The sequence below is a fragment of the Bacillus sp. WP8 genome, assembly GCF_000800825.1.
Classification (GTDB): Bacteria; Bacillota; Bacilli; order Bacillales; family Bacillaceae; genus Bacillus; species Bacillus safensis.
Genome location: NZ_CP010075.1, coordinates 2,539,680 through 2,565,733 on the forward strand (window position 1 = coordinate 2,539,680; position 26,054 = coordinate 2,565,733).

Here is a 26,054-nt window from a genome sequence, read left to right on the forward strand (position 1 = left end):
GTTACTTTACTTTTCGACTTTTGGTGCAAGCATGAGGAACATGCTGCGTCCGTCCATCTTAGGTTTTGTTTCTACTGTTGCTACTTCAGCGCAAGCTTCAGAGAAACGGTCTAACACGCGCTGTCCGATTTCTTTATGCGTAATCGCACGGCCTTTAAAGCGGATAGAAGCTTTCACTTTATCTCCCTTTTCAAGGAATTTGATTGCATTACGGAGCTTCGTGTTAAAATCATGTTCATCGATTGTCGGGCTCAACCGAACTTCTTTTAAGCTAATGATTTTTTGATTCTTACGTGCCTCTTTTTCCTTCTTCTGCTGTTCGAATCGGAACTTACCATAGTCCATGATTCGGCAAACAGGTGGTTTTGCATTTGCAGCAACTAACACAAGGTCAAGATTAGCTTTAGCAGCAATTTCCAGAGCTTCCTGGCGGGTTTTAATCCCAAGCTGATCGCCATTTTGTCCGATCAAACGAACTTCACGCGCACGAATACCTTCATTAACTAATTGATCTTTGCTAATAGTGAGCCACCTCCATGAGATTTTGAATTGAGTTCACAATTCATTTTGACCATTTCGTTGTATGTTTTACAGGCAAACAAAAAGTGTGGGCATATAAAACACCCACACTGCGAACATTTGCATGAAAAAATAAATGTACGGTCAACCTGTCAACTACAAACATGTGTCAATCAGGTGAGAAGCGGGTGCTTCTGCTTGTGATATCTATTCAATTCGTTAACTATTCTACACAATTTTCATTTGTCCGTCAAGTAACCGAACTCTTGAAATAACTTTTTCAGTGTAACATGATGAGACGAATTGGGCAAGACTTTTTCACACAATGACGCCATCAAAGAATCAATTGCATAAAGATTGGGATGACGATAACGGTCACAACTCCTACGACCACAACGGCGATACTTGCCATAGCTGCTTCTACTTCTCCCATCTCAATTCCAACAGAAACCCCAAGCGCATGTCCTGATGTACCAAGTGCAAGACCTTTTGCCACTGGGTTTTTAATGCGGAACAATTTTAAGAAGAAGGCACCTAGTGCATAGACAATGACGGCATTAAATATGACCGCAAAGGCTGTGATATCTGCGATTCCGCCAATATCCTTTGCAATCGGGAGAGCAATCGCTGTTGTCGCTGCTTGTGGAAGCATGCTTTTCATCACAGCCGCATCTAAATGAATTCCTTTTGCGACGAGATATACGATCGTAATGGAACAAAGTGAACCTACAAAAATAGCGGATAAAATTTGCCACCAATATTTTTTAAGCAAGGCTCTCTGCTTATAAAGCGGGATAGCGAAAGCAATCGTGGCAGGCTCTAAGAAAAATTTGATAATCTTGCCGCCCTCATTATAATCTGCGTAGGAAAAACCGCCAACTTTCAAAAATAAAATGCCCAGTACCATCGCCACAAACAGCGGGGTGAACAAGAAGAAACCTTTTGATTTTTTAAATAAAAATGTCCCTATTCCAAAAGCGACTAATGAGACGACAATGCCAAAATAAGGACTCATTGTACTTGTACCCATTTTGCATCTCTCCTTTAATGCGTACTTGAAGCTGGTTTATTTGAATGAGAAGGAGCAGATTTACTCTCCTTTGTCTCTTTACGTTTCTGCGGTCTTTCTGATAATTGCATGAGAAGCTGTGAAAACAGCCCTGTCGCTGCAAGTAACATAATGGTTGCAATGATAATGACACCGACTACTTGCACACCTACTTCTTGCATGACACCTAGTGATTGAATAACTGAGATCCCAGAGGGAACAAATAGAAAGCTAATGAGTCCTGTCAATGATGTACCTAATTGCTCCACCTGCTCCAGTTTGACAATTTTCGTTGTTAACAAAACAAATAATAGAACCAAACCAATCACGGATGCGGGCATCGGAATCGGTAAATACATTGAAATGAGATTAGAAACGAACATTACGGTTGCAAAAATAAATGCTTGAGATAAAAATCCATATACTTTAGTGGCACTCATGCCCCTTCACCTCTTTCTTCGACTGCCCTCAGTATACGGCATGAAATAAATGAATAAAGCGTTTACAATAAAACTCACCAGATTCAATGACTGAAATGCAAAAAACGAGTATTGAAATACAAACAAAAAAAGCCCTCCTACTCTAGCAGGAGTGACTTCTTTAATTCTTTGGCATATGTGCGGCTGACAGGAATGATGGACCCGTCTGTCATATGCAGATTGTACGTCGAATTAAACCACGGCTGTACTTCTTTCATATGAGAGGTATTCACGATATAGCTGCGATGGACCCTCATAAAATAAGCCTCAGGGAGTTTCTTTTCAATGACCACCAGCGGTTCTGTGACCTCATACATGTGATCCTTTGTTTTCACAACCTTTTTCCCCTCGCTTAGTCCTACATACATGATCTCTTCAACTTGCAGGATCACAATAGAGTCATCAACTGATATCGCTAATTTTTGCTGATGGGGTATTTTCTCATCTAACAGCTGGTGCTCTTGCGTTTCAACAGATTTCCATTTTTTAAACTTTTGAATGGTCTGGAGCAAACGCTCTTCATCGAATGGTTTTGTTAAGTAATCAAGCGCACTTACCTCAAACGCCTTCAGCGCATATTGATCAAAGGCTGTCGCAAATACAACCGCTGGCGGATCAGACATCCGGTTGAGCCTTTTGGCAATATCAAATCCATTCTCACCAGATAAATCAATGTCTAAAAAGAGCAGATCCGGCTTCTGATCAACCATCCGATCAAAAGCAGATTCTATATTTTCTGCTTCCTCTATTTGAACTTCCTCTTTCGTTCTTCGTAATAAGTATTTTAATTCATCTCTTGCTAACACTTCATCATCTACAATTAATACCTTCATCAATGAGAATCATCCTTTTTTACATAATCCATTGGAATGCGAAATGAGATGTCAGTGCCTTGGTCACTATGAATCGATAAAGCAGCTTGTCTGCCAAAAATCCCTCTTAACCGCTGATCTAAATTAAAAAGGGCTGTCCCTGTTCCTTCTAGTGATTCGACAGGCGCTTTTAATAGTTGAGCCATCTTATCATCTTCAATTCCCTGCCCATTATCTGTTACTTTCATATAAACATGCCCATCTTTCATCAAAGCGGATACGATGACTTCACAATTTGTTTGATGTTTAGGAAAAGCATGTCTCACAGCGTTTTCAACAAGCACCTGAATCACAAAGGGCGGAATCATCACCTGCTCCAGCTCCTTTTCAATTTGAAAGGTCACATGGTACTTATTTGGAAATCTTGCTTGTTCAAGTGACAAATATGCCTCCACATGCTGAATCTCTTTATGCATCGGAATCAGCAGCTGGCGGGCACCTTGCATATTTGAGCGAAAATAAATACTTAGCTGCAACAGCAGCTTCCTTGCCATCTCCACATTGGTTCTGCACAAAACAGAGATGGTATTAATGGCGTTAAATAAAAAGTGCGGGTTCACTTGTGCTTGAAGGGCTTTGATCTCTGCATCTTTTAGCAGGCGGCTTTGAGTTTCCGCCTCCCCAAGCTCAAGCTGTGTGGAAAACAGCATCGCCAAACCTTCTGCAAGCTCCTCTTCCACCCTGCTTAATCCGACCGGAGAATTGAAATACATTTTTAACGTCCCGATCGTTTGACCGTTAGAAGTGAGCGGCAGCACGATTGCGGCTTCAAGAGGGCAATGGGCGACGGAACAATTGATTTCGCCCTTCGAATGTGCCTTCATAATCTTGCCGCTCATCAAGACTTGTTTCGACAGCCCCGTAATCAGGCTTTTAGATGGAATATGATGATCTGTTCCATCTCCGACATGCGCTAAAATCTTTTCTGTATCTGTTAAGGAGACCGCATCTGTTTCAGTCAACCGATGAATGATCTCCGCCACACTTTTACAAGACTGTTCATTTAAACCTTGGCGGAAAAAAGGCAGTGTTTGATCGGCGATCAAAAATACACGATGCGTCTGCATCGCCTTTGCCTGCTCTTCTTGCCGAATGACTGACTGTAAAATAGATAAAAAGATAAAGCTGCCGATTCCATTCACAAAAATCATCGGCAGGGCAATGATACTGACTAGCCCCCATGCATCGGCGAATGGTCTTGCAAACAGAAGGATAATGATCATCTGTAATGATTCCATCGCCACACCAAAAAGGGCTGCTTGGCGAGGTGTCACCATTCGATTCCTCCGCTTAAACCTGCTGCCGACATAACCTGCAATGACACCGGCTAAAATGGAAGAAATCGCACAGCTGAGCGCGGTGCTTCCTCCAAGGGAATAGCGATGAATTCCAGCTAAAAGCCCTGCGCCAATCCCTACAAACGGCCCCCCGATCAAACCGCCCATTTCGATCCCCATAATTCTCGTATTGGCGATAGAGCTTGACGAGCCGAGATGATAAGAAAACTCATGATTCATGACAATTTGCTGCTGAATTTCAATTCCTGTGTAATTGCTGATAATGCTAAAAGAAGCAAAAATGAAGACAAGGATTGCCTTTTTCCGAAATCCTTGATTATGTAGCAATAGATTGCGAAAGCCCTTCACATGAGCAAGCACAAATCCTAGAATAACGATGATCCCTACACGCTCGATCATCATGATAATTAAATGAAGCAAACCGGCCACCTCAAATGATGTATGTCATATCTACTGTCTTTCTATTCTATCATGTGCGGTCAATGATCAAAGATCTCTCAAATCTTTTCTTTATTGGCCTCTTCTTCTATTGTAAAATGAACATGAGCCTGTCACTTGCAATTGAAGGTAACACATACATAACAAGGGAGAAGATCATGAAAGCCGTATTTTTCGATTTAGATGATACTTTACTTTGGGACGAAAAAAGCATTCACACAACTTTTCAGGAAACTTGCCGGGAAGCGGAAAAGAAATATGGACTCGATCCAGAATCATTTGAACAGATTGTACGTGAAGAAGCAAGAAAGCTGTACTCTTCCTATGAAACATATGATTATACTGTCATGATCGGCATTAATCCTTTCGAAGGACTGTGGTCCAATTTTAGTGAACCGATTAGCGAAGGCTTTCAAAAGCTGAACGCCATTGCACCAGAATATCGCAAAAACGCTTGGACCAATGGCTTAAGGGCAGCGGGAATTGACGATGAGGCATTTGGACAATATTTGGCTGATTTCTTTGCAGCAGAGCGTAGGAAACGCCCATATGTCTATGAAGAAACATACCCTGTTTTAAACCGCCTGAAAGGCAGCTACGAATTGCTCCTTTTAACAAACGGAGATCCTAGCCTTCAAAAGGAAAAACTTGCGGGTGTTCCTGAGCTTGCTCCTTATTTTAACGAGATTGTGATTTCAGGGGATTATGGGAAAGGCAAGCCTGATCCAGGTATCTTTGAGCACTGCCTTCAGCTGTTAAACTTAACAAAAGACGAAGTGATCATGGTTGGGGATAATCCAAAAACAGATATTCTCGGCGCATCTCGCGTTGGTATCCAAACCGTTTGGATCAATCGCCATGACAAGAAAAATGAAACAGATGTGACGCCTGATTATGAAATCAAAGACTTACATGAATTGTTTGATATATTAAAATAAAACAAAAAAACACCCTTCTCCTGACGAGATTGGGTGTTTTTTATTCACAGAGCTAAATGATTGATGCTAGACTTTGCGCTTGCCGGTCTAAGCCGCGTGCTGCTTCTCCTACAATGATGAATTCTTCGCTTGCCAGCTTTACAAGATCCCGGTTTGTAAACACGGTTGTCTTTGCCCTGCTTGTTCCGCTGCTGACCTTCTCTACTTCTGCATGGATCGCCTTCACATATTGATCTACCTTGACGATCGCTTCTTTTGAATTTGTCGCAAGCTTTCGAATTTCTGCTGCCACTACACTAAAGCCATTTCCATAGGAACCCGCATGTGCCGCTTCTATTGCCGCATTTAAGGCGAGCAGCTGGGTTTGCGAAGAAATACTATTAATGGTTGCCGCAATAGAGCTGATGGACTCTACCTGCTCCGTTAATCCTTTTAGCAAGCTCATATTTTGATCGGTTTCGTTTGCTATATGATTAAAGGATGTATTGACACTTTGACTATGCTGTATGCCAACTTCTGCTCGTTCCATTAATTTCGCAGACATCTCCTTTAAGTCTTCTACAACCTGTTTCATCGATAGTTCTCTCTCCGTAATATCTGTCGCCACTTTCACAACACCCACTACAGTTCCTTCTTCATCTCGAACAGGTGAATATGTCGCTTCAAGCCATAAGCTGCTGCCGTTTTTTGTGAACCGCTGTACTTTTTCCTGAAAGACTTGACCTTCTCTCAAACTCTTCCAAAACATATGATAGCTTGTGTGTTCTGTAATATGTGGAGGACAAAACTGTCTATGTTTAAGACCGATCATCTCTTCTTTAGAATATCCCATGGCTTTTGCAAAAATATCGTTCACCCATAGAACTTCACCTGTCACATTAAATTCAATCATTGCCAGCGAGTGCTCTAATGCACGAAGAACAGCTGATTGCTCCAATACTTGTGACGATAAAGTGTTTGTAGTTTGCTTCATCGATTTCATTCCCCCAATTTGTCTCAAACCAATAGTACATACTTACCCTTACTTTTGTACTATCTAAACGTCTCTTTTTAGGAATTGGATCACTAGTGGAGAAAGTTTTCCAAAAAGAAAAAAGCCAGTGATCTTAAAAAGAATCACTGGCTGCTTCATTATTTTTTCGCTTCTGCTACTGCATGTTTCACAAAGGCTTCAAGATCCATTGTTTCTGAATCTTGTTCCCCGTATTTTCTAACATTGACAGCGCCATTTTCTGCTTCTTGATCTCCGACAACAAGCATGTACGGAATCTTTTGCATTTGCGCTTCTCTAATTTTGTATCCGATCTTTTCATCACGGCTGTCAAGTTCTACACGAAGGCCTTCAAGCTGTAAACGTTCCTGTACTTTTTTCGCATAGTCTAAATGAACAGACGGTGAAACCGGGATGACTTGGAATTGTACAGGTGCCAGCCATGTTGGCAGAGCTCCTTTGTATTCTTCAATTAAGAAGGCAACGAAGCGTTCCATTGTAGAAACAACGCCTCTATGAATGACAACTGGACGATGGTGCTTTCCATCTTCTCCGATATATGTGAGATCGAAGCGTTCTGGAAGTAAGAAATCAAGCTGTACAGTGGATAATGTCTCTTCTTTTCCAAGAGCTGTCTTCACTTGTACATCAAGCTTCGGACCATAAAATGCCGCTTCGCCTTCTGCTTCATAATAATCGTGACCAAGCTCGTCCATTGCATCCTTCAGCATCGATTGTGCTTTATTCCACATCGCATCGTCATCGAAATACTTCTCAGTATCTTCTGGATCACGGTAAGATAAGCGGAATGTGTAGTCATTCAAGCCAAAGTCTTGATACACTTCTTCAATTAAGCGAACTGTACGGATGAACTCGTCTTTGATTTGATCTGGACGAACAAAGATGTGTGCATCGTTTAATGTCATACCGCGGACACGCTGAAGGCCGGATAAAGCACCTGACATTTCATAGCGGTGCATTGTACCAAGCTCTGCAATACGAATTGGCAATTCGCGATAGCTGTGCGGCTCGTTTTTGTAAATCATCATATGGTGCGGACAGTTCATAGGACGAAGAACAAGATCTTCGTTGTCCATTTCCATCACGGGGAACATGTCTTCTTGATAATGCGCCCAGTGTCCTGATGTTTTATACAACTCAACATTCGCAAGAACTGGTGTGTACACATGCTCATAGCCAAGACGCACTTCTTTATCGACAATGTAACGCTCGATGACGCGGCGGATCGTTGCGCCTTTTGGCAGCCAAAGCGGAAGTCCTTGACCAACCTTTTGAGAATTCGCAAACAGCTTCAGCTCTTTTCCAAGCTTACGGTGATCGCGTTCTTTCGCTTCTTCAAGCAGACGTAAATGCTCATTTAAATCTTCTTTGCTGAAGAAAGCTGTTCCGTAAATACGCTGAAGCATTTGGTTGTTACTGTCACCTCTCCAGTATGCACCTGCAAGGCTTAACAGTTTAAACTCTTTGATTTTCCCTGTAGACGGCAAGTGAATCCCGCGGCAGAGGTCAAAGAATTCACCCTGCTCATAAATCGTCACAGCTTCACCTTCTGGAATCGCCTCTAACAGCTCAAGCTTCAACTCATCACCAATCGCTTCAAAGCGCTTTTTCGCTTCTTCTCTTGATACTTCAATTCGCTCAATTGGCAGATTGCTGTTAATGATTTTCTTCATTTCTTTTTCAATCTTTGGCAAGTCTTCAGGTGTGATGGCTACATCGATGTCCACATCATAGTAGAAGCCATTTTCGATGACAGGACCTACGCCAAACTGAACGTGATGTTCTTTTCCATACAGGCGTTTGATCGCCTGCGCTAGCAAATGGGCTGTGCTGTGGCGCATAATGTCGAGTGCTTCTTCACTTTTATCTGTGATGATCTCGATTGTTCCACTTTCTAATAGCGGCGTACGCAGATCTATTTCTTTACCGTTCAATTTACCGGCAAGTGCTTTTTTCTTTAGGCCCGGGCTAATTGATGCCGCGATGTCTTCTGTTGTCGCTGTTTTGTCAAACTCCTTGACTGCTCCATCTGGAAATGTAAGTTGAATTTGTTCTGACATCTCTGGTCACTCCTTTTTTTGGCAATATAAAAACCCCGCCCCCTGGAAAGGGACGAGGTTGAATAAACGGAATCGTGGTTCCACCCTTTTTCCCGTACTTGCAGCTTGCTTTTCATAAGCAAATACGGCTTGCGGTTCGATAACGGGAATTCCCGTCAGCCATTACTAAAAAGTTCACAGCTGATGTTCAAAGGTGGTAAAGCAAATGGTCCTCTGCTAGGAAGCTTTCAGCCGCGGCTTCCCTCTCTTTAAGCGGGTGTTCATTTGTTCATGTCCTTATCAATACGGTCTCTGTATGAAGTTACACCGTATTATAAAACGTTTTTTCGTGAAAATCAAGAAAGCTTTTCACTTTTCTTGTCGAAATGGTCATGTACAAATTGAACATTGTGCTCTTGGAATGAATGAGATGGGAACACCTCGACCCTTTCTTGAAAAATATTTTGAATCGTTTGCACCATCGAGTGACCTGTATCATTTGTAAATAGGTCAATTTTTTGCGGTGCAATGGAGACAAGCGGTGCAATCAGCTGCGAATCAATATACATTGGATGCTCTCTTACAAACTGTCTGTCTATGTATTGTTTTTGATCACGCTCAGAAGCGTAGCGAAATTCCCAAATCACCAGGCGGTCCTGATGCACAACATGTACTTTTTCGAGCCTAGGCTCTCTTGCCATCACATAGTCTCGAAGCGATTGAATGAAATTTTGATACTCTTGCTCCATTTTGTATTCTTCAATGGACACTTCAACATAGTTCTTCAGCCTTCGATCATATTCTGACAGCCTAAATGTCATAAATGAACCAATTGAAAAAACACCTTGCTGTAAAGAAATTGCCTCAAGCTCCTTTTTTAAAAGGGCTTCTCTTGACGGCTCTTGCTGAATGCCGGGAATATCATCTAAGTCCCCGTTCATGATACTGTGAGCGATGGAAAGAATTTGGTGCTGCTCTTCGGGATCTTTAAATAAATAGGTGTTTTCAAGGATGCTGCGCATGCGCTCATTTTCTTTGCATTCCAAAAAAAAGTGAACCAATAATGGCCGCACAATGTGCTCAAGTGCTTCTTCTGATTCCTTCGCCTCTATGAGAAGCCGGTCTTTCCCTTGTTGAATTGACATGTGATGCCGACTGTCCAAGTGTTCAGCAAGATGTAAAAAAGCGGCGGTATCATATTCATCTTCAAAGATTATTTCAAGCATGTTTGTCCCCCCTAACGACATCTGTTACATATATATGGGGGAAACATAAAAAATAGACGCCTAAAATAAATCAGGCATCTTTCTTTTTAAAATGAGTGGAACGGAGATAAAGATCAAATAAATCAAACAAACAACCACTAAGGCGGCATAATTGCCGCTGACAAAGCTTGAGCCGAGAACATTTAACGCAATTGTACCCGGTATTAAGCCTAAAAAGGTGGCTGCCACAAATGCACGATAATTTGCACGTGAAGCTGCTGCCGCATAGCTGACAAAATCAAAATGAATCGGTGCAATACGCAATAACAAAATATAAAGAAATCCATGCTCCTGAATGCGGGACGTCACCGCTTTCAGCTTCCGGCTGTTTGATTCCGTTTCCTTCTTTTTCGCACGAAAGGTTGACGCAATCATGAAGGAGCCTGTTGCCCCGGCTGTAGCCCCAATGAGGGCATAAATCGTCCCAAGGACACTGCCGAATGCCAAACCTGCTGCCAGCGAAAAGACTGTAATCGGGACGAGAACAAACGGGCGAAAAAGAGATAAGAAAAGAAAAACAAAGGGAGCCAGGATCCCAAATTGAAGCACCCAATTCTTCACATCTTTCGGCGCGAGCTGAAGATGCTGTTTATTCAGCCACCACAACGCAGCAGCAAGAATACCAATCACAAGAAAAAGCAGCCATTTTCTTTTGTTCATTTCATTTGCTCCTCCTTCAGGTGACATACGCTTTTATAAATGACGGCGGTTTTCTCCTTCGAGCAAGACCGGCTCTGCTAAATAGAGAATCCGTTCCATTAAACGGGCGGCTTTGACCTCTTCTTTTTCCCCGCGCTGTGAGTACGTAAAGTGATGCTTCAGCTCATTTGGTGAGAAATTAGAAGAGAAAAATGTCGGTAGCTGCTCTGCCATACGGTATTGTAAGATCGTACCGAGCAGCTCATCCCGCACCCAGCTTGTCATCGATTCTGCTCCAATATCATCAAGCATTAAAATCGGGGTGGATTTGACCATATTCAGCTTTTCTTCGAGTGTATGATCAGCTAACGAATTTTTTAACTCTCTTACAAATTCAGGCACGTAAACAAGGAGAGATGGGTATTCTTTCTCCGCTAGCTGCTGCGCAATGGCTGCCAGAATATACGTTTTTCCTACTCCAAATTTTCCGTGTAAATACAAGCCTTTTCCTTTTCCAGTCTCATCATAGCTTTGGAGGAATTGACCTACTTTTTGGATGACCTCTTGTCTTCCCACAACGTTCAGATCAGCGAACGTCGCTTGAAGGACATTTTGCGGAATATACATGCTTTTCATCAGCTCTTGCTGTTTTTTCTGTCTATCGAGCCGCAGCTTGACTGGACAAGGGGAATATTCAATATCAATACTCTGACCTTTGATCACAAGCTTCGGGTGATACCCATCTAAAATGGCATTGACGTTTTCATCATCTAAGCAGTAAGAGCAGCCCTTCGACTGCTGCACATATTCAAAGAGCCGGTTCAAGCTGCGATTGATCATGTCTTCATGTATCTCTTCTTGATGCTTCTGTAAAAAGGCCTTCACATCTTCATCAGATAACACACTTTCTTTAATCTGATTGTATCTCACACGAAAATCTACTCGTCCTTTTAGCTGTTCAAATGAACGACCGATCGGTTTCATCCCATCTCACCTCACCTTAATGTGCATTGTACTTTTTCATATTTTTAAACTGATCTAACAGTTTTTCTTTTTCTCGTTCGAGATCTTCTGTAGACAGATTGTCCGTTTGCTCTTTTGCCGGCTGTTCTTTCGTTTCGGTTTCTTTCATCCAGTCAGGCAGTTTCTCTTCCCTGACGACTTTTCCTGAACCATATGTGCTGCGCTGCTTTTTCTGCTGCGCCCACTCTGTCATTTGTCTGTTCTCTTCTTTGGCAATTTTCATCGCCGCGGCAACGGTTTTGATTTTCTTTCTTACCCAATGAGCGGCGATTTTTTGCATGTATGTTTTCGACAGCTTCATATCTGTTTTGAGTAAGGTATAGTAGATGAGAACATTCATGACACCTGGCTCTAGCTGCTGCTCGAGCATGATATCTTCGACAATTCTTAGGTCGGCATACGTCGGCTCAATGCCATCTGCCATGTCTTTTAGCAGCTCTCTAGGCGAAATATGATCCAGCTTTTCAATCAATTTTGCATCTGGAGTATCCGCTGCCGGCGTCTTTGAAGCATCTTGTCGCAAGTGTCTTGGCTGTTTTTGATCAATCAGCTTTGGCTGTTCGCCTCTGTATTCAATTTGGTACCAGTCTCTTGCTGCTTTTCTCAGCTCTTCTGTTGAGATCATTTGATCCGAACCGCATGCACCTGCTACAATATTTTGCATTTGAAGCGGGGTGATGCCGTATACAACAGCTAACTTCTTAATTGTTTCTTTTACCTGCTTAGTCAAAGCCTTTCTTGGAATCATCATGTCAGACATACCCGCTAATAATAGATCGAAATCGAAGGATTCGTCTAAGAGTGGTGCCGGCTGACTCGATCCAACGGTCACATATTCATAGCCTTGATCAAGCGATGACGCCTGATGAATCTCTTCTGTCATCTTGCGTTCGCCTGGCTGCAATACGTGAAAGACTTCTTCAAACGACCGTGAAATGTTCTTTGCTTCTGCAGGAACACCTGGATAAGAGAAATAATCACGAAGCTGCATATATTTTGCTTTCTCTACACGATGGTACAGCAGGACATTCAGCATACCATCTTGGAAAAATTCATCCGGTCTTAGCGGCGGTACAAGCTCATATGTAAACAGTCTGCCTTCTTCCGTTTCCTGTTCATATGTGCGGAGTAAGCCGATCGCTTCAAGCTTTAAACGTTCCTCAAAAATATCATTTAAATTCGTCTGCAGCATGACCATGAGCTGCCGATGAGGTGCAGGTTTTCCCCACATACGATTTTGTTCCAGCTCTCCCCACAGCGTCATGTATAAGCTAAAAGCGGACATGCCAATAAGCGGCTGATATAAAAGAGTGATGAGCTGTCTATCGATGTCACCGAGCAATGAAGCGCTTTTGACGACATACGGATCGACGGCTAGCACTTCCTTCCAATGCTCTGTCATTTGCTGATCCTCCCCATGAATTGCGATTGTTTCCATTGTACACTCTTTTTGCGTTTTACGCTTTACGCAGGAAAAAGAGCATGAAGAATCTCCAGCTCTTTTTAGCGTTCTTTCTTTAATAGATCTTTTAATTCATCAATAAAGACATTGATGTCTTTAAACTGCCGGTAAACCGAGGCAAACCTAACGTAAGACACTTCATCAATTTTCGCCAGCTCGTCCATCACCATTTCACCTACAAGCTCGCTTTTCACTTCTGACATGCCTTGATTGCGCAGTTCTTTTTCGATATTAAAGCAGACATCCTCCAGCTGCTTTAAAGCGACAGGACGCTTTTCACACGCTTTGATAAGTCCTCTCAGCATTTTTTCGCGGCTGAATTCTTCTCGAATTCCTTCTTTTTTCACCACAATCAGCGGTAATTCTTCTAATTTTTCAAACGTCGTAAAGCGATATTGGCAGCTTTCGCACTCTCTTCTACGACGGATGGATTTCCCTTCATCTACTGGTCTTGAATCAAGCACCCTTGTGCCAAGGTGCTGACATGTGGGACATTTCATATCATCAGCTCCGATCTATTCTTGGAAGTTGTTTGTCTAGTTCATCATAAAGGGACAGAACGGTCTTCTGACTATAGCCGAAATCTGTTGGCAGGGCCGTTTCTGTTGTTACATTAAAATCGACAGCTGTTTCAAAAGGACGAATTGAAATGACAGTCGCTACGAGAAAGGCTTTTTTCGGCAATCGTATGTTTGCGCTGATTTCACCTCGTTCTGCTGAAACAGATGTCACTTGATAGGAATCGTTTCGGGAAAGAATGGCTTCCACCGCTTGAAAAACTTGTGCATTCGTCGATTTGTAGTAATGGCTTTTCAGTTCTGACACTGGATGCTCGTCAAATGTTTCTGTATGGTTTGACATGAACCGTTTAAAATTTTGTCTTAAAATCATACACGTATCCCCTTTGCCATAATGCCTCTTTCTTTATTTTATAAAAAAAACCTTTGTTTTCCTAGAACAAAAGTATAGACAAGCTGGGGAATGTTGGATTTTTTATCAAATAAATATAAAAAGGAGCATAACACAAAGGCATTTAATGCTTTTGGCCAGCTCCCATTGCAATCTTTTTTATGTTTACAGTGCTTTGGCTTGTGCCTGTTTTACTTGTACAGGACCCATGCCTCGAGGAATTTCGATGTTTTCTCTTGTTTCAGCACCTAATTCATCTCCGATATGATCTGCTGCAATATTCGGATCTAGGTCGCCGCAAGTATAAACATCTATGCTCGCATAACCATGTTCAGGAAAGCTGTGAATTGTCAGATGAGATTCAGAAATAATGACAACTCCACTTACTCCTTGAGGTGCAAATTTGTGAAAAGCAACCTCTCTTACCTCAGCTCCTGATTTCAAAGCTGCATTTACAAACGTTTTTTCAATAAAATCCATGTCGTTCAGTTTATCACAGTCGCATCCCCATAGCTCGGAGATAACGTGACGTCCGATTGTTTCCATCATGGACCCCCCTTTAAACAAGAATGAAAGAGTGAAGTTCTAAGCAGCCGGACCGGACATATACCACGGGGGAAAGTTAGTCCTAAGAGGTCCTAACCCTTTAAGTATACCCGAATGAGTCTGCGAACAAGAAGTTCACGAAAAATAGTATACTTTGTTTAGACCCATTTTGCAAGCTGTGTTTTTAGTGGGATTTTCTCTCATTTCTTGAAAAGGGACGATCGTCTTCTTCATTTCAAACAGCAGACAGCTCTTTCATCTGTGCGCCGACAAATTTCACAAGGTCAACCACTCGGCATGAATAACCCCATTCATTGTCATACCATGCAAGAACTTTTACTTTTCTCCCTTCCATTACCATCGTTGTCAATCCATCAACGACTGCTGAGTAAGGGTTCGTGTTAAAGTCCGTAGAGACAAGCGGCTCATCTGTGTAATCTAAAATACCAGCAAGAGATGTTTTAGATGCATTCGAGAAGGCTGCATTGACTTCTTCTGCTGTGACATCTTTTTTTAAGTCTACAACAAGATCAACCATCGACACATTGGAAACCGGCACGCGGAGTGCAAGCCCATGCAATTTCCCTTTCATGTGCGGAAGCACTAAAGAAAGCGCTTTAGCGGCACCCGTCGTAGTTGGAATAATGGACTGAGCACATGCTCTTGCCCGGCGCAGATCCTTATGCGGGTTATCGATATTTTTTTGATCATTTGTATAAGCATGAACCGTTGTCATTAACCCGTTGTCGATGCCAAATTCATCATCTAACAGTTTTACAACTGGTGCTAAACAGTTTGTTGTACAAGATGCGTTTGAAATAATGACGTGCTTTTCAGGATCAAGATCATCCTCATTGACACCCATCACAATCGTAATGTCTTCATTTTTACCTGGAGCTGTTAGAACGACTTTTTTCGCTCCAGCATCTATATGGCCCATCGCTTGATCTTTTGAATTAAATTTACCTGTTGCTTCAATGACGATATCAATCCCAAGCTCTCCCCATGGAAGCTGCTTTGGATCTCTATTATTAAGCAAAAGCACTCTTTTGCCATTTACAATCAAGGCGTCATCTTCTGCAGTCACATCACATTCGTAACGTCCATGATTTGTGTCATATTTAATTAAATGTGCTAGCGTTTCGGCAGGATAGCTTGCGTTCACCGCTACAATTTGAATTTGATCATCAAGCATTGCTTTTCTGAAGACCATGCGTCCAATTCTGCCAAACCCATTGATCGCTGCTTTTACCTTCATGAACAGGTCACTCCTCTATTATGTGTTATACTCAATAAATTTATTTATGAAATTAGTATATCACATTAGAATGTAATTGCCAGTATATAAACGTATATTTTCTAAAAAGGGCTGTTCTTTTCAAAGGAGATAAGAATAAAGCATAAAAAAAAGAAGAGTACGTGTATGTACTCTTACTTATCTGTATGTTCCCATTCATTTAATATGTTTTGCAATTGCTTTCTGATAAAAGTAAGATCTTGTGTGTTCTCTATCACGCGGTCTGCTTTTTTACATTTCTCCTCAAGAGACTGCTGAGAGTGAATACGATTCAGTGCTTCTTCCTCGCTGAGGTCATTTCGATTCATGAGCCGCGACAGCTGCAATTCAGGCGTTGTATACACCACAATGATGCGGTCGACAAGGCTTTCCAGCTGACTTTCAAATAAAAGCGGGATATCGAGGACAACGAAGGTTTCTTGCTGACTAACCCCTTCATCTCTCTGTTTGAGCATTTCTTTTCTCACTTCAGGATGAACAATCGCATTCAGCTGCTTTCTTTTCTCTTCATCAGAAAAAATGATGGCTCCAAGCTGCTGCCGGTTCAGCTCCCCATTTGGCAGGAGAACATCCTCGCCAAAGGTTTGAACGATTTGTTGAAGAGCTGGTGTACCTTTGGCAACCGCTTCTTTTGCAATGACATCTGCGTCCACGACCCGGATGCCATGCTCTTTTATCATTTGCGAGACGGTGCTTTTTCCACTAGCAATCCCGCCTGTTAATCCAATGACAAGCGTCAATTGATTTCCTCCTTTACAGCTTCCACACCCCAATTAAAATGAGCAGAAGCCCTGGTAAGCATGCAAGTTTATCGATCCAGCGCCAATTTGCCAAGTAATGACCGGAACGAAGCCCGATACACACAAAGAGTGAGCTCATCACGGCCACAGTGATACTCATGACAATTGGTGAAAAGCCTAGAATCGCAGCGCCAATCCCTGCGCCAAATGCATCAATGGATAAAGCAATCCCAAGAAGCACTGCTTCTATTCCATTGATCGTCCCAGAACGGTCAATATCTGCACTTGTCGGCTTGCGCAAAATTTGAATGACAAGACCAAGTGACTGCACTTCCACATTAAGCAATGTCTTTTCATGAAGTAGCAAATCACGCTCTTTCGCTGGTTTGTAAAATTGATAAAGGACCCAAAGTCCAATGGCGATCAAAATGCCTCCACCAAGTTTATCTGTCACTGAGACAGGGAGGAATGTCGTCAGCAGGCTGCCAATCAGCATAGAAATGAGCAGCACAATCCCTGAACAGCATGCAATAATGACAATCGCTTTAAATGGAATCTTCATTTTACGAAGTCCATACGTAAAGCCTACAGAAAAGCTGTCAATGCTGACTGCAATAGCTAAAAACAGGAGCGAAATCGAAATCATACCTGAACTCTTCCTTTCTGTTCATGCAACGATGATCAAGAGTCTCTAGGCGTCCTTAGACTCTTCTTCACTATATGAAGAGCAGGTGGGCTGTGTGTCAGTCTACACCTTGCTGAAAAATGAATGTTTTTTATCGTATGCACAGCAAAAAGGAAGCATGCTGATGGCTGATTTTTATTGAGGACGTTTTTGGCAGGTTACACAAAAATGTGTGCCGCGCCCTCCGACTACTGTTTTCTCAATGATGCTTCCGCATGTTTGACAAGGCTCTCCCCGCCGGTCATACACAAGAAGCTGCAGCTGAAATGTTCCAATATCACCTTGTGAATTGATATATGAGCGAATCGTGCTTCCTCCTGCATCTACCGCTACTTGAAGTGTATCGATAATATGCCTGTGAAGTACTTTACACGATTCAAGGCTGAGCTGATTCGCTTTTGTTTCTGGATGAATGCCTGCTTTAAACAAAACCTCATCTACATAAATATTACCTAGTCCCACGACAATCTTTTGATCAAGCAGCGCTGTTTTGACCACACGGGATGTTTTTTTCAATTGCTCCCATAAATATTCCGGAGTGAATTGATCATCAAAAGGCTCATACCCCAGCTGTGAGAGCGGGAGTTCCTTTTCCTCTTCCCCCGGCTGAAATAAATGCATTGTGCCAAATTTACGCACATCATGATACCGAAGCTCAGTACCATCTGTAAAAGTAAAGACGACGTGTACATGTTTATCGTATGGCTCATGCGCTTCATGTACACGGTATTTCCCTTCCATCCTTAAATGGGAGACCATTACGTAGTGGTCTAAATGAAAGAGCAGGAACTTTCCTCTTCTTTCAATGGTTTGTATCGTTTCTCCTACCATCCTTCTTGCGAACTCTTCCGGCTCCCCAGGACGTTTGATGATATTCGGCCATTTGATATCGACCGTTTCAATCGTTTTTCCTTCGACTAACCGCTTGAGTGTGCGCCGGACGGTTTCAACTTCTGGTAATTCCGGCATGCTCCTCGCTCCTTTTTCTCTCTCTATTATTTTGCGTCGTACCAAGATGGGCCTGAAGCAAAATCAACTTTTAGCGGCACATCTAGCTGAAGTGCATTTTCCATGACTTCAGGGACAATTTTTTCGAGTATGGCAATTTCTTCTTTCGGCGCTTCGAAGATCAATTCATCGTGCACCTGTAATAAAAGATTTGCCTGCAAGTTTTCTTCTTTTAACTTACGCGCCATATCAATCATGGCTTTTTTAATAATATCAGCTGCACTTCCTTGGATCGGTGTGTTCATGGCTGTTCTTTCCGCAAAGCTTTTGATATTAAAATTACGGCTGGTGATATCCGGGATATACCGTCTGCGTTTGAGAAGTGTCGTGACATATCCTTTTTGTTTCGCTTCCTGCACAATCTCTTCCATATAGGTTTTCACGCCTTTAAAGCTTGTTAAATAGCGTTCGATAAAGGCAGCTGCTTCTTTTCTTGTGATCCCAAGATTTTGAGATAATCCATAGTCACTGATTCCATATACAATTCCGAAGTTGACAGCCTTGGCTTGTCTTCTCATAGAGGAAGTCACTTCTTCTTCTGAGACATGGAACACGTCCATCGCTGTTTTCGTGTGAATATCCATATCTTGCGTAAACGCTTCGATCAAATTCTCATCCTGAGAAATATGAGCGAGTACACGCAGCTCAATTTGTGAATAGTCAGCAGCAAACATAAGCCAGCCTTCTTTTGATGGAACGAATGCTTGACGAATCTTCCGTCCTTCCTCTAAACGAATTGGGATGTTTTGCAAGTTGGGATCTGTTGAGCTTAGTCTTCCTGTTTGCGTGAGCGCTTGATTAAATCGTGTATGCACTTTATGTGTATCCTTGCGCGTTACCTTCATTAAGCCTTCCACATAGGTCGATTGGAGCTTTCCAATTTGGCGGTAATGCAGAATAGACCGAATGATTTCGTGCTTATCTTCAAGCTTTTCAAGAACATCCGCAGATGTCGAGTAGCCTGTTTTTGTCTTTTTAATAATCGGCAGACCTAATTTTTCAAAAAGAATCACGCCAAGCTGTTTAGGAGAATTGATGTTAAACGTTTCACCTGCTAAGCGGTGAATGGTTTCCTCATATTCTTTCAGCTTTTTCGCTAACTCTTCACCCATCTTCTCTAGGCGCTCAATATCTACCTTTACGCCAAGTGATTCCATTTCACCTAAGATGAGGGCAAGCGGCAGCTCTAAGTCTTCATACAGTTCATGTTGATCATTTTTTTCTAGTGCTTCAAGTGTTAAATCATGCAGAGCAGAGATCGCCGCTGCTTTTCGTCCAAGATGTTCCTTCAGTTCATCTTCAGGTGGGATCGCCTGCTTTGCTCCTTTTCCGTACACTTTTTCATCAGAAAATGCGATGTTCAGGCCGTATTCCTTCGCCACACTGGCGACGTCCTCATAGGATTTCTGAGGATTGACGACATAGGAAGCGAGCAGGACATCGTTATCGACACCTTTTAGATCGACATCGTGCCATCTGAGGGCGACAACTGCTCTTTTTGAATCGAAGACCCATTTCTTCTTCGTTTCATCCTGTACCCATTGTTTAAATGCATCTGATTGAAGTGCATCTTCTTTCGTGATAAAAAACGCACCGTTTTCATTATGGATCGCAAAACCGATCAAATCCGCTTCATGATAATTATCTCCAAGCTGTTCTACCACAAGGGCGGCGTGATCTGTCAGCATTTCATCCGTTACATCAGTCATTTTTTTCACTTCTAATGCTTCAACTTCGACCTGTTCACCTGTTTCTGGTGTTTCTCCTAGACGCTCTAGCAGCGTTTGAAAGCCTAGTTCTTTATAAAGAGAGATCACTTGATCCATATGAGGACCTTCATATGCGAGATCCTTGCTTGATACATCAATTGGCGCTTCTACAAGAATCGTTGCGAGTTGTTTACTCATCACCGCTTGCTCTTTATATTCTTCAAGCTTTTCTTTGAGTTTTTTACCACTGACTTCGTCAATATGTTCAAGCAGGTTTTCTACCGTTTCAAACTGCTTTAACAATTTTATCGCTGTTTTTTCCCCTACACCGGGCACCCCTGGGATATTATCTGAGGAATCTCCCATCAAGCCTTTCATGTCGATGATTTGATCTGGGCGCAGACCATATTTTTCTTCAATATGAGCCGGTGTGTAATATTCTACTTCTGTAATGCCTTTTTTCGTAATTGCTACCGTCGTATGGTCTGTTGAGAGCTGCGTTAAGTCCTTATCTCCTGAGAAAATTTTCACTTCAAAGCCGTCTTTTTCTGCCTCCACAGCCAATGTCCCGATAATATCGTCAGCCTCGTATTGAGGAAGCTCGTACCTTTTCACCTGATAGGCATCTAATAGTTCACGGATAAACGGCATTTGTTCTGATAGCTCTGGCGGCGTTTTTTGTCTTCCGCCTTTATATTCTTTAAATGTCTCGTGGCGGAACGTTGTTTTCCCCGCATCAAATGCGACGAGCATATGGGTTGGCTTCTCGTCCTCGAGCATCTTCATTAAAATCATTGCAAAGCCATAAATGGCATTTGTATGGACGCCTTTATCATTTGATAATAGCGGCAAAGCAAAAAAAGCTCGATAAGCGAGACTGTTTCCATCCACTAGTACTAATTTCTTTTTGTCTGTCATGTTTTAATCCTCCATCGGCTGAGCCATTTCAGCCGTCTCTTTCACACATTGTATCATCATTTTATCAAAGTTTATTTTGAAAAGAAAATAGTCGAACCTGCATAAAAAAAGGGACGAAAACAACAAGTGTTTTCGTCCTTACAAAATTGGCTCCTTGGATGAAGGGGTTCCTATTCATCCTACCAATGATTGTTTAACTAAACATGAATCCATTGTAAAGATCATGTAAATTTTAACGTGACATTCCTTTTTTCCCTATTTTGATTTCAGGCTCACTGTAAAAGTCGTTCCTTTGCCTTGTTTGCTATGGACTGAAATCGTCCCTTCATGCGCCTCCACAAGGTGTTTGACAATCGCAAGACCAAGTCCTGTTCCGCCTGAATTTCTACTTCTATCTTTATCAATTCGATAAAATCTCTCAAATATTCTTGGAATCTCTCTTTTCTTCATGCCGATTCCTGTATCTGCTACATCAAATTCATAGGCGCCTTTCCGCGGTCTTGCCGAAATGGTGACACTCCCTCCCTCTGGTGTATAGGTAAGAGCATTGTTGACGAGATTGAGGAAGATTTGCTTTAATCTCAGCGGATCTGCCATCACATAGACAGGCTCTTTCGGGATACGCACTTGTAATTGAATACCTTTTTCCGCAGCCTTTTGTTTTAAAAGGACTTCAATCTCTTGAATGATTTCTGACGCATTGGCGTCTTGAATATTTAGTTTGAAATGCTGCTGCTCGATTTTGGAAAGATCGAGTAAATCTTGAATGAGAGTTTCGAGTCGGACACTCTCTTTTAAAATGATGGAAAGGAATTGTGTCAGCGCTTCTTTGTCATCAATCGCTCCATCAAGAAGGGTTTCGGAGAATCCTTTAATCGACGTAATCGGTGTCTTTAATTCATGAGAAACATTGGCGACAAAATCTTTTCGCATTTGCTCGAGCTGCTTTGTTTCTGTCACGTCATGAAACACAAGGACAATTCCTTTCCATTCATCGTCTGTACTTAAAATTGGGACACCATCCACTTGGAAGTAGCGCCGTTCAATGTCAACGGCTAGGCGCAAAAACTTCCGCACCTTCGTTTCTGTCATAAAAATTTCATCAATCAGCTCAATAATTTCGTCATGTGTAAATGCTTCATGATACAGCTTGTGCATGTAAATGTGCTTTTGCACCTTAAACTGCTTGCGGAAGGTTCGATTGACTAGGTTGATATACCCCATCTTATCAATCAAAATAATTCCTGCACCGATGTTTTCAATGACTGTTTGCAGACGGTCCCGCTGCATTTCCCCAGTGCTTGTCATTTCTTGAAGGCTTTCTGCCAGACGCTTCATTGATGTATTAAGCTCACTAGTTTCAATGATGAGCTCTTCATAATGATTGGTATCATAGTTCCCACGTTCCAGCTGTTTGGCTACCTTTGTGGCATAATCTATCGGTTTTACATATTTCATCGACATGCGGTATCCAAAGAAAACGATGATAATAATCGCCGAGCCAAGACAAACGGCTAATGCGAGCCAAAGCTGGCCATCAATTTCGTTTAAAGGCTGGAATGACGCATGGAGAAATAAATAGCCTGCCGGTTCGTTTTGTTTCAGAATAGGGACTGCGTAATGAAACAGCGCATCCTTCTCATCCTCAATGACGACGCCTTTTGTTTGAAGCCGTTCATTGTTCAGTGTGTTTTGAATGATGCCCCTTTGCTCCGCTTGACCCGTTGTATGTATGATATTCCCCTTCAGATTCACAATTGACGCATTCATGTCGAGATGCTGCTTTGCCTGATTGAGGATCTCCTTGTTTTGCTTCGCCTGCAGATCATCACCATCCATGGAAGAAAGAAGAAAGCTCGATTCATTTTCCATTCGTTCCGTTAATTTTGTTTCATAAAAAACATGGAACATGTGATCCAGAAAAAGGCCAAGTGCGACAAACACAATAAAAAGGAGAAAAATAAGTCCCGAAAACAGGCGGGTTCTTATTTTACTCATTTGGCTTTGGCTCCTCCAATTTGTAGCCTAAGCCGCGAATGGTTTTAATGTATGTTGGTTTTTTCGTATTCTTTTCAATTTTGTCCCGCAAGTGGCTGATGTGTACATCCACAATACGAGTGTCTCCTGCAAAGTCATAATTCCAAACGGCACTTAGCAGCAGATCACGTGTGAGGACACGTCCTTTATGCTTGGCCAAATAAAGCAGCAGTTCAAATTCCTTCGGCGTAAGCTCTAGACGTTCTTCTTGGAAGTAGACTTCGTAGTGTTCTGGTAAAATGCGCAGTTCACCAATTTTGATTTGGTCTGCAATGACCTCTTCCTTGTCCTCTTGCGTGGGGGCAGGCTGAGATTGCTGCGCTCTTCTTAAGATGGCTTTTACCCGAGCACCCACTTCTCTAGGACTGAATGGCTTTGTCATGTAATCATCGGCTCCAAGTTCAAGGCCGAGCACCTTATCAAATTCATCGTCCTTTGCTGTCAGCATTAAAATAGGGAACATCATTTTTTGAATTCTCAGTTGTTTGCACACTTCAATGCCGTCCATTTTCGGAAGCATTAAATCTAATACAATGAGATCAGGCTGTTCACTTGCTGCTTTTTCAAGCGCTTCTTCCCCATCTCTTGCTGTGACGACATCATAGCCCGCCCTTTCAAGGTTATAGCTTAGAAGTGTTACAATCGATTCTTCATCATCCACAACTAATATTTTTTTATTCATGTTGTGCCTCCAATTAGTGATTTCCCCTGCATCCGTTTTTTTGTATCTTATGTGAAAAGCGAGAAGTCACGCTTTCTCTTTCATTTTAACGAAAGCTTAACAAGAGGACAATTTAAAATTTCGACAAGATTTGTTTTGTAAACAAAAAGAAGGCCCCTCATAAGAGAAGCCTTCCTTTTTCATATTAAGACAATACTTTCATGACGTTCTTAACAGATTCAACAGAACGGTCAAGCTGACTTCTTTCTTCTTCTGTCAGCTCAAGCTCAATGATCTGCTCAAGGCCGTTTCCACCTACGATTGTTGGTACACCAAGGTAAATGCCTTCGTAGCCATATTCACCTTCAAGGTAAGCAATCGTTGGGATTACGCGGCGCTGATCTTTTAGAATCGCCTCAACCATTTCTACAAGTGAAGCAGCAGGTGCATAATAGGCACTACCGTTACCTAATAGGTTCACGATTTCGCCGCCGCCTTTTCTTGTTCTTTCAACAATCGCATCAATTCGATCTTTTGGAATCAATGTTTCAAGCGGGATACCGCCTGCATAAGAGTAACGAACAAGCGGAACCATGTCATCACCATGTCCACCAAGGACAAAGCCCGTCACATCTTTGACAGATAGGTTTAATTCTTGAGCAACAAACGTACGGAAACGTGCTGTATCAAGAATACCCGATTGTCCAATGACTTTTTCTTTTGGTAATCCTGATTCTTTATAAACTGCATATGTCATTGCATCAACAGGGTTTGTTAACACAACAATAATGGCTTCTGGAGAATATTTAACGATTTCGCGTGTCACGCTGCGCATGATTTTTTCATTTGTTGACACGAGATCGTCACGGCTCATTCCCGGCTTTCTTGCAATTCCTGCCGTAATGACCACGACATCAGAACCGGCTGTATCTTCGTAGTTAGAAGTGCCTGTAATGTTCGCATCGAAGCCTTGAACAGGGCTTGCTTCCAGCATATCAAGAGCTTTCCCTTTTGTTGGGTTCTCAAGCTGCGGGATATCAACTAAGACGACATCCGCTAATTCTTTTTGAGCTGTTAAAAATGCTGTAGTTGCTCCAGTAAAACCTGCTCCGATGACAGATACTTTTTTACGCTTGTTTGCCATTTCCTTTTTCCCCTTTAACTTTAAAGTTTAAGAATCAAGACAAGTTTTTGATGAGCTCGTCAGCAAACTCAGAACATTTTACTTCTGTTGCGCCATCCATTAATCTAGCAAAATCGTAAGTGACGACTTTAGATGCAATTGTTTTTTCAACAGATTGAATCACTAGATCAGCTGCTTCCTGCCAGCCAAGGTGCTCAAGTAACAGCACGCCTGATAGAAGAACAGAAGATGGATTCACTTTATCAAGACCAGCATATTTTGGTGCTGTTCCGTGAGTCGCTTCAAAAATAGCGTGTCCTGTTTCGTAGTTGATGTTCGCTCCTGGTGCGATACCAATTCCACCAACTTGTGCTGCAAGTGCATCAGAGATGTAATCTCCATTTAAGTTCATTGTAGCCACAACATCGAACTCAGCTGGACGAGTTAGGATTTGTTGAAGGAAAATATCTGCAATGCTGTCTTTGACAATGATTTTGCCAGCAGCTTCTGCTTCACTTTGCGCTTTGTTTGCCGCATCTTTTCCATCTTGTTCTACAATACGATCATATTGTGCCCATGTAAAGACTTTGTCGCCAAACTCTTTTTCAGCCACTTCGTAGCCCCAGTTTTTGAAGGCACCTTCTGTAAATTTCATGATGTTTCCTTTGTGAACAAGCGTCACAGATTTACGGCCTTGGTCAATTGCATATTGGATAGCCGCTCTGACAAGACGGGATGTTCCCTCTTCAGAAACTGGCTTGATTCCGATACCTGACGTTTCTGGGAAACGGATTTTGTTCACACCTAATTCGTTTTTCAAGAAGTCAATTAACTTCTTCACTTCGTCTGAACCTTTTGCATACTCAATACCAGCATAGATATCTTCTGTGTTCTCACGGAAGATCACCATGTCTGTGTCTTCTGGACGTTTAACAGGAGAAGGTACGCCTTTGAACCAGCGAACTGGACGTAAGCATGTGAATAAATCAAGCTCTTGTCTAAGTGCCACGTTTAATGAACGGATTCCTCCGCCAATTGGTGTTGTTAGTGGTCCTTTAATCGCAATTAAGTATTCACGAATGTCTTCAAGCGTTTGCTCAGGAAGCCACTCTCCAGTTTTATTGTAAGCTTTCTCACCTGCATATACTTCTTTCCAAGTGATTTGCTTTTCACCTTTATATGCTTTTTCTACAGCTGCTTCAAGTACTCTTGATGCCGCTTTCCAAATGTCAGGACCGATTCCGTCCCCTTCGATAAACGGGATGATTGGATTATTTGGTACATTCAATACGCCGCCAGTAACTGTAATTTTTTCGCCTTGTGACAATGATATTACCTCCCAGGTTATGTAGTGAATATTTGAAACTTCTTGGCTTGATGTCTGCAAGC

At 42.2% G+C, this 26,054-nt stretch carries 24 protein-coding genes and 2 other annotated features; of the genes, 1 reads left to right on the plus strand and 23 read right to left on the minus strand.

Annotation, left to right across the window (positions count from 1 at the left end):
- Nucleotides 1-6: 6 nt before the first annotated feature.
- The 5 genes from infC to QR42_RS12795 all read right to left on the minus strand — a co-directional run bounded on the left by infC (nt 7) and on the right by QR42_RS12795 (nt 4,636).
- Complete coding sequence (gene infC / locus QR42_RS12775) at nt 7-522, minus strand: translation initiation factor IF-3 (RefSeq protein WP_024425720.1); 516 nt, start codon at nt 520-522, stop codon at nt 7-9.
- 71 nt (nt 523-593) lie between these two features.
- Nucleotides 594-725: a sequence feature (ribosomal protein L20 leader region), on the minus strand.
- A gap of 128 nt (nt 726-853) precedes the next feature.
- The gene (gene lrgB, locus QR42_RS12780) at nt 854-1,549 is read right to left on the minus strand and encodes an antiholin-like protein LrgB (protein ID WP_024425719.1); all 696 of its coding nucleotides are present in this window, start codon (nt 1,547-1,549) and stop codon (nt 854-856) included.
- A 14-nt stretch (nt 1,550-1,563) separates the two neighbouring features.
- Nucleotides 1,564-2,007, minus strand: a complete 444-nt coding sequence (lrgA, locus tag QR42_RS12785; RefSeq protein ID WP_024425718.1) for an antiholin-like murein hydrolase modulator LrgA — start codon at nt 2,005-2,007, stop codon at nt 1,564-1,566.
- Between the two features lie 137 nt (nt 2,008-2,144).
- Nucleotides 2,145-2,882, minus strand: a complete 738-nt coding sequence (locus QR42_RS12790; RefSeq protein ID WP_039180535.1) for a LytR/AlgR family response regulator transcription factor — start codon at nt 2,880-2,882, stop codon at nt 2,145-2,147.
- Nucleotides 2,879-4,636 (minus strand): sensor histidine kinase, encoded by a 1,758-nt coding sequence (locus QR42_RS12795; protein ID WP_039180537.1) that lies wholly within the window; start codon nt 4,634-4,636, stop codon nt 2,879-2,881. Before QR42_RS12795 ends, QR42_RS12790 begins: the two co-directional genes overlap by 4 nt.
- A 176-nt stretch (nt 4,637-4,812) precedes the next feature.
- On the opposite strand from QR42_RS12795, the gene QR42_RS12800 reads away from it, so the two are divergent.
- On the plus strand, nt 4,813-5,592 hold the full coding sequence (locus QR42_RS12800; RefSeq protein ID WP_039180540.1) for an HAD family hydrolase: 780 nt from the start codon (nt 4,813-4,815) through the stop codon (nt 5,590-5,592).
- A gap of 52 nt (nt 5,593-5,644) precedes the next feature.
- Here the strand turns inward: QR42_RS12800 and QR42_RS12805 are convergent, their stop codons facing one another.
- The 18 genes from QR42_RS12805 to icd form a co-directional block, all read right to left on the minus strand.
- Entirely contained in the window at nt 5,645-6,565 is a 921-nt protein-coding gene (locus QR42_RS12805; protein WP_039180543.1) for a methyl-accepting chemotaxis protein, read from the minus strand.
- 158 nt (nt 6,566-6,723) lie between these two features.
- The gene (gene thrS, locus QR42_RS12810) at nt 6,724-8,664 is read right to left on the minus strand and encodes a threonine--tRNA ligase (RefSeq protein WP_024425713.1); all 1,941 of its coding nucleotides are present in this window, start codon (nt 8,662-8,664) and stop codon (nt 6,724-6,726) included.
- 45 nt (nt 8,665-8,709) lie between these two features.
- Nucleotides 8,710-8,956: a binding site (T-box leader), on the minus strand.
- A 43-nt stretch (nt 8,957-8,999) separates the two neighbouring features.
- On the minus strand, nt 9,000-9,869 hold the full coding sequence (gene ytxC, locus QR42_RS12815; RefSeq protein WP_039180544.1) for a putative sporulation protein YtxC: 870 nt from the start codon (nt 9,867-9,869) through the stop codon (nt 9,000-9,002).
- 60 nt (nt 9,870-9,929) lie between these two features.
- Nucleotides 9,930-10,568 (minus strand): TVP38/TMEM64 family protein, encoded by a 639-nt coding sequence (locus QR42_RS12820; RefSeq protein WP_039183253.1) that lies wholly within the window; start codon nt 10,566-10,568, stop codon nt 9,930-9,932.
- A 33-nt stretch (nt 10,569-10,601) separates the two neighbouring features.
- Nucleotides 10,602-11,531: a primosomal protein DnaI gene (dnaI, locus tag QR42_RS12825; RefSeq protein WP_024425710.1), complete on the minus strand. Its 930-nt coding sequence runs from the start codon at nt 11,529-11,531 to the stop codon at nt 10,602-10,604.
- Between the two features lie 16 nt (nt 11,532-11,547).
- Nucleotides 11,548-12,972: a replicative helicase loading/DNA remodeling protein DnaB gene (locus QR42_RS12830; RefSeq protein ID WP_039183256.1), complete on the minus strand. Its 1,425-nt coding sequence runs from the start codon at nt 12,970-12,972 to the stop codon at nt 11,548-11,550.
- Between the two features lie 101 nt (nt 12,973-13,073).
- Nucleotides 13,074-13,532, minus strand: a complete 459-nt coding sequence (nrdR, locus tag QR42_RS12835) for a transcriptional regulator NrdR (protein ID WP_003216720.1) — start codon at nt 13,530-13,532, stop codon at nt 13,074-13,076.
- A gap of 4 nt (nt 13,533-13,536) precedes the next feature.
- Nucleotides 13,537-13,923, minus strand: coding sequence for a hypothetical protein (locus tag QR42_RS12840; protein ID WP_039180545.1), 387 nt, complete (start codon nt 13,921-13,923; stop codon nt 13,537-13,539).
- Between the two features lie 183 nt (nt 13,924-14,106).
- Nucleotides 14,107-14,487, minus strand: a complete 381-nt coding sequence (gene speD, locus QR42_RS12845) for an adenosylmethionine decarboxylase (RefSeq protein WP_003216492.1) — start codon at nt 14,485-14,487, stop codon at nt 14,107-14,109.
- Between the two features lie 235 nt (nt 14,488-14,722).
- Complete coding sequence (locus tag QR42_RS12850; protein ID WP_024425707.1) at nt 14,723-15,745, minus strand: glyceraldehyde-3-phosphate dehydrogenase; 1,023 nt, start codon at nt 15,743-15,745, stop codon at nt 14,723-14,725.
- Between the two features lie 173 nt (nt 15,746-15,918).
- Nucleotides 15,919-16,524: a dephospho-CoA kinase gene (gene coaE / locus QR42_RS12855; protein ID WP_039180546.1), complete on the minus strand. Its 606-nt coding sequence runs from the start codon at nt 16,522-16,524 to the stop codon at nt 15,919-15,921.
- A gap of 13 nt (nt 16,525-16,537) precedes the next feature.
- Entirely contained in the window at nt 16,538-17,170 is a 633-nt protein-coding gene (gene ytaF / locus QR42_RS12860) for a sporulation membrane protein YtaF (protein ID WP_034279660.1), read from the minus strand.
- A gap of 174 nt (nt 17,171-17,344) precedes the next feature.
- On the minus strand, nt 17,345-18,178 hold the full coding sequence (mutM, locus tag QR42_RS12865) for a DNA-formamidopyrimidine glycosylase (protein ID WP_024426140.1): 834 nt from the start codon (nt 18,176-18,178) through the stop codon (nt 17,345-17,347).
- A gap of 26 nt (nt 18,179-18,204) precedes the next feature.
- On the minus strand, nt 18,205-20,844 hold the full coding sequence (polA, locus tag QR42_RS12870; protein WP_039180554.1) for a DNA polymerase I: 2,640 nt from the start codon (nt 20,842-20,844) through the stop codon (nt 18,205-18,207).
- A gap of 255 nt (nt 20,845-21,099) precedes the next feature.
- Nucleotides 21,100-22,842, minus strand: a complete 1,743-nt coding sequence (gene pnpS / locus QR42_RS12875) for a two-component system histidine kinase PnpS (RefSeq protein WP_039180556.1) — start codon at nt 22,840-22,842, stop codon at nt 21,100-21,102.
- The gene (locus QR42_RS12880) at nt 22,835-23,563 is read right to left on the minus strand and encodes a response regulator transcription factor (RefSeq protein WP_039180559.1); all 729 of its coding nucleotides are present in this window, start codon (nt 23,561-23,563) and stop codon (nt 22,835-22,837) included. Before QR42_RS12880 ends, pnpS begins: the two co-directional genes overlap by 8 nt.
- A gap of 184 nt (nt 23,564-23,747) precedes the next feature.
- Nucleotides 23,748-24,686, minus strand: a complete 939-nt coding sequence (mdh, locus tag QR42_RS12885; protein WP_008356047.1) for a malate dehydrogenase — start codon at nt 24,684-24,686, stop codon at nt 23,748-23,750.
- A 34-nt stretch (nt 24,687-24,720) separates the two neighbouring features.
- Nucleotides 24,721-25,992, minus strand: a complete 1,272-nt coding sequence (icd, locus tag QR42_RS12890; protein ID WP_024424789.1) for an NADP-dependent isocitrate dehydrogenase — start codon at nt 25,990-25,992, stop codon at nt 24,721-24,723.
- Between the last annotated feature and the right edge of the window lie 62 nt (nt 25,993-26,054).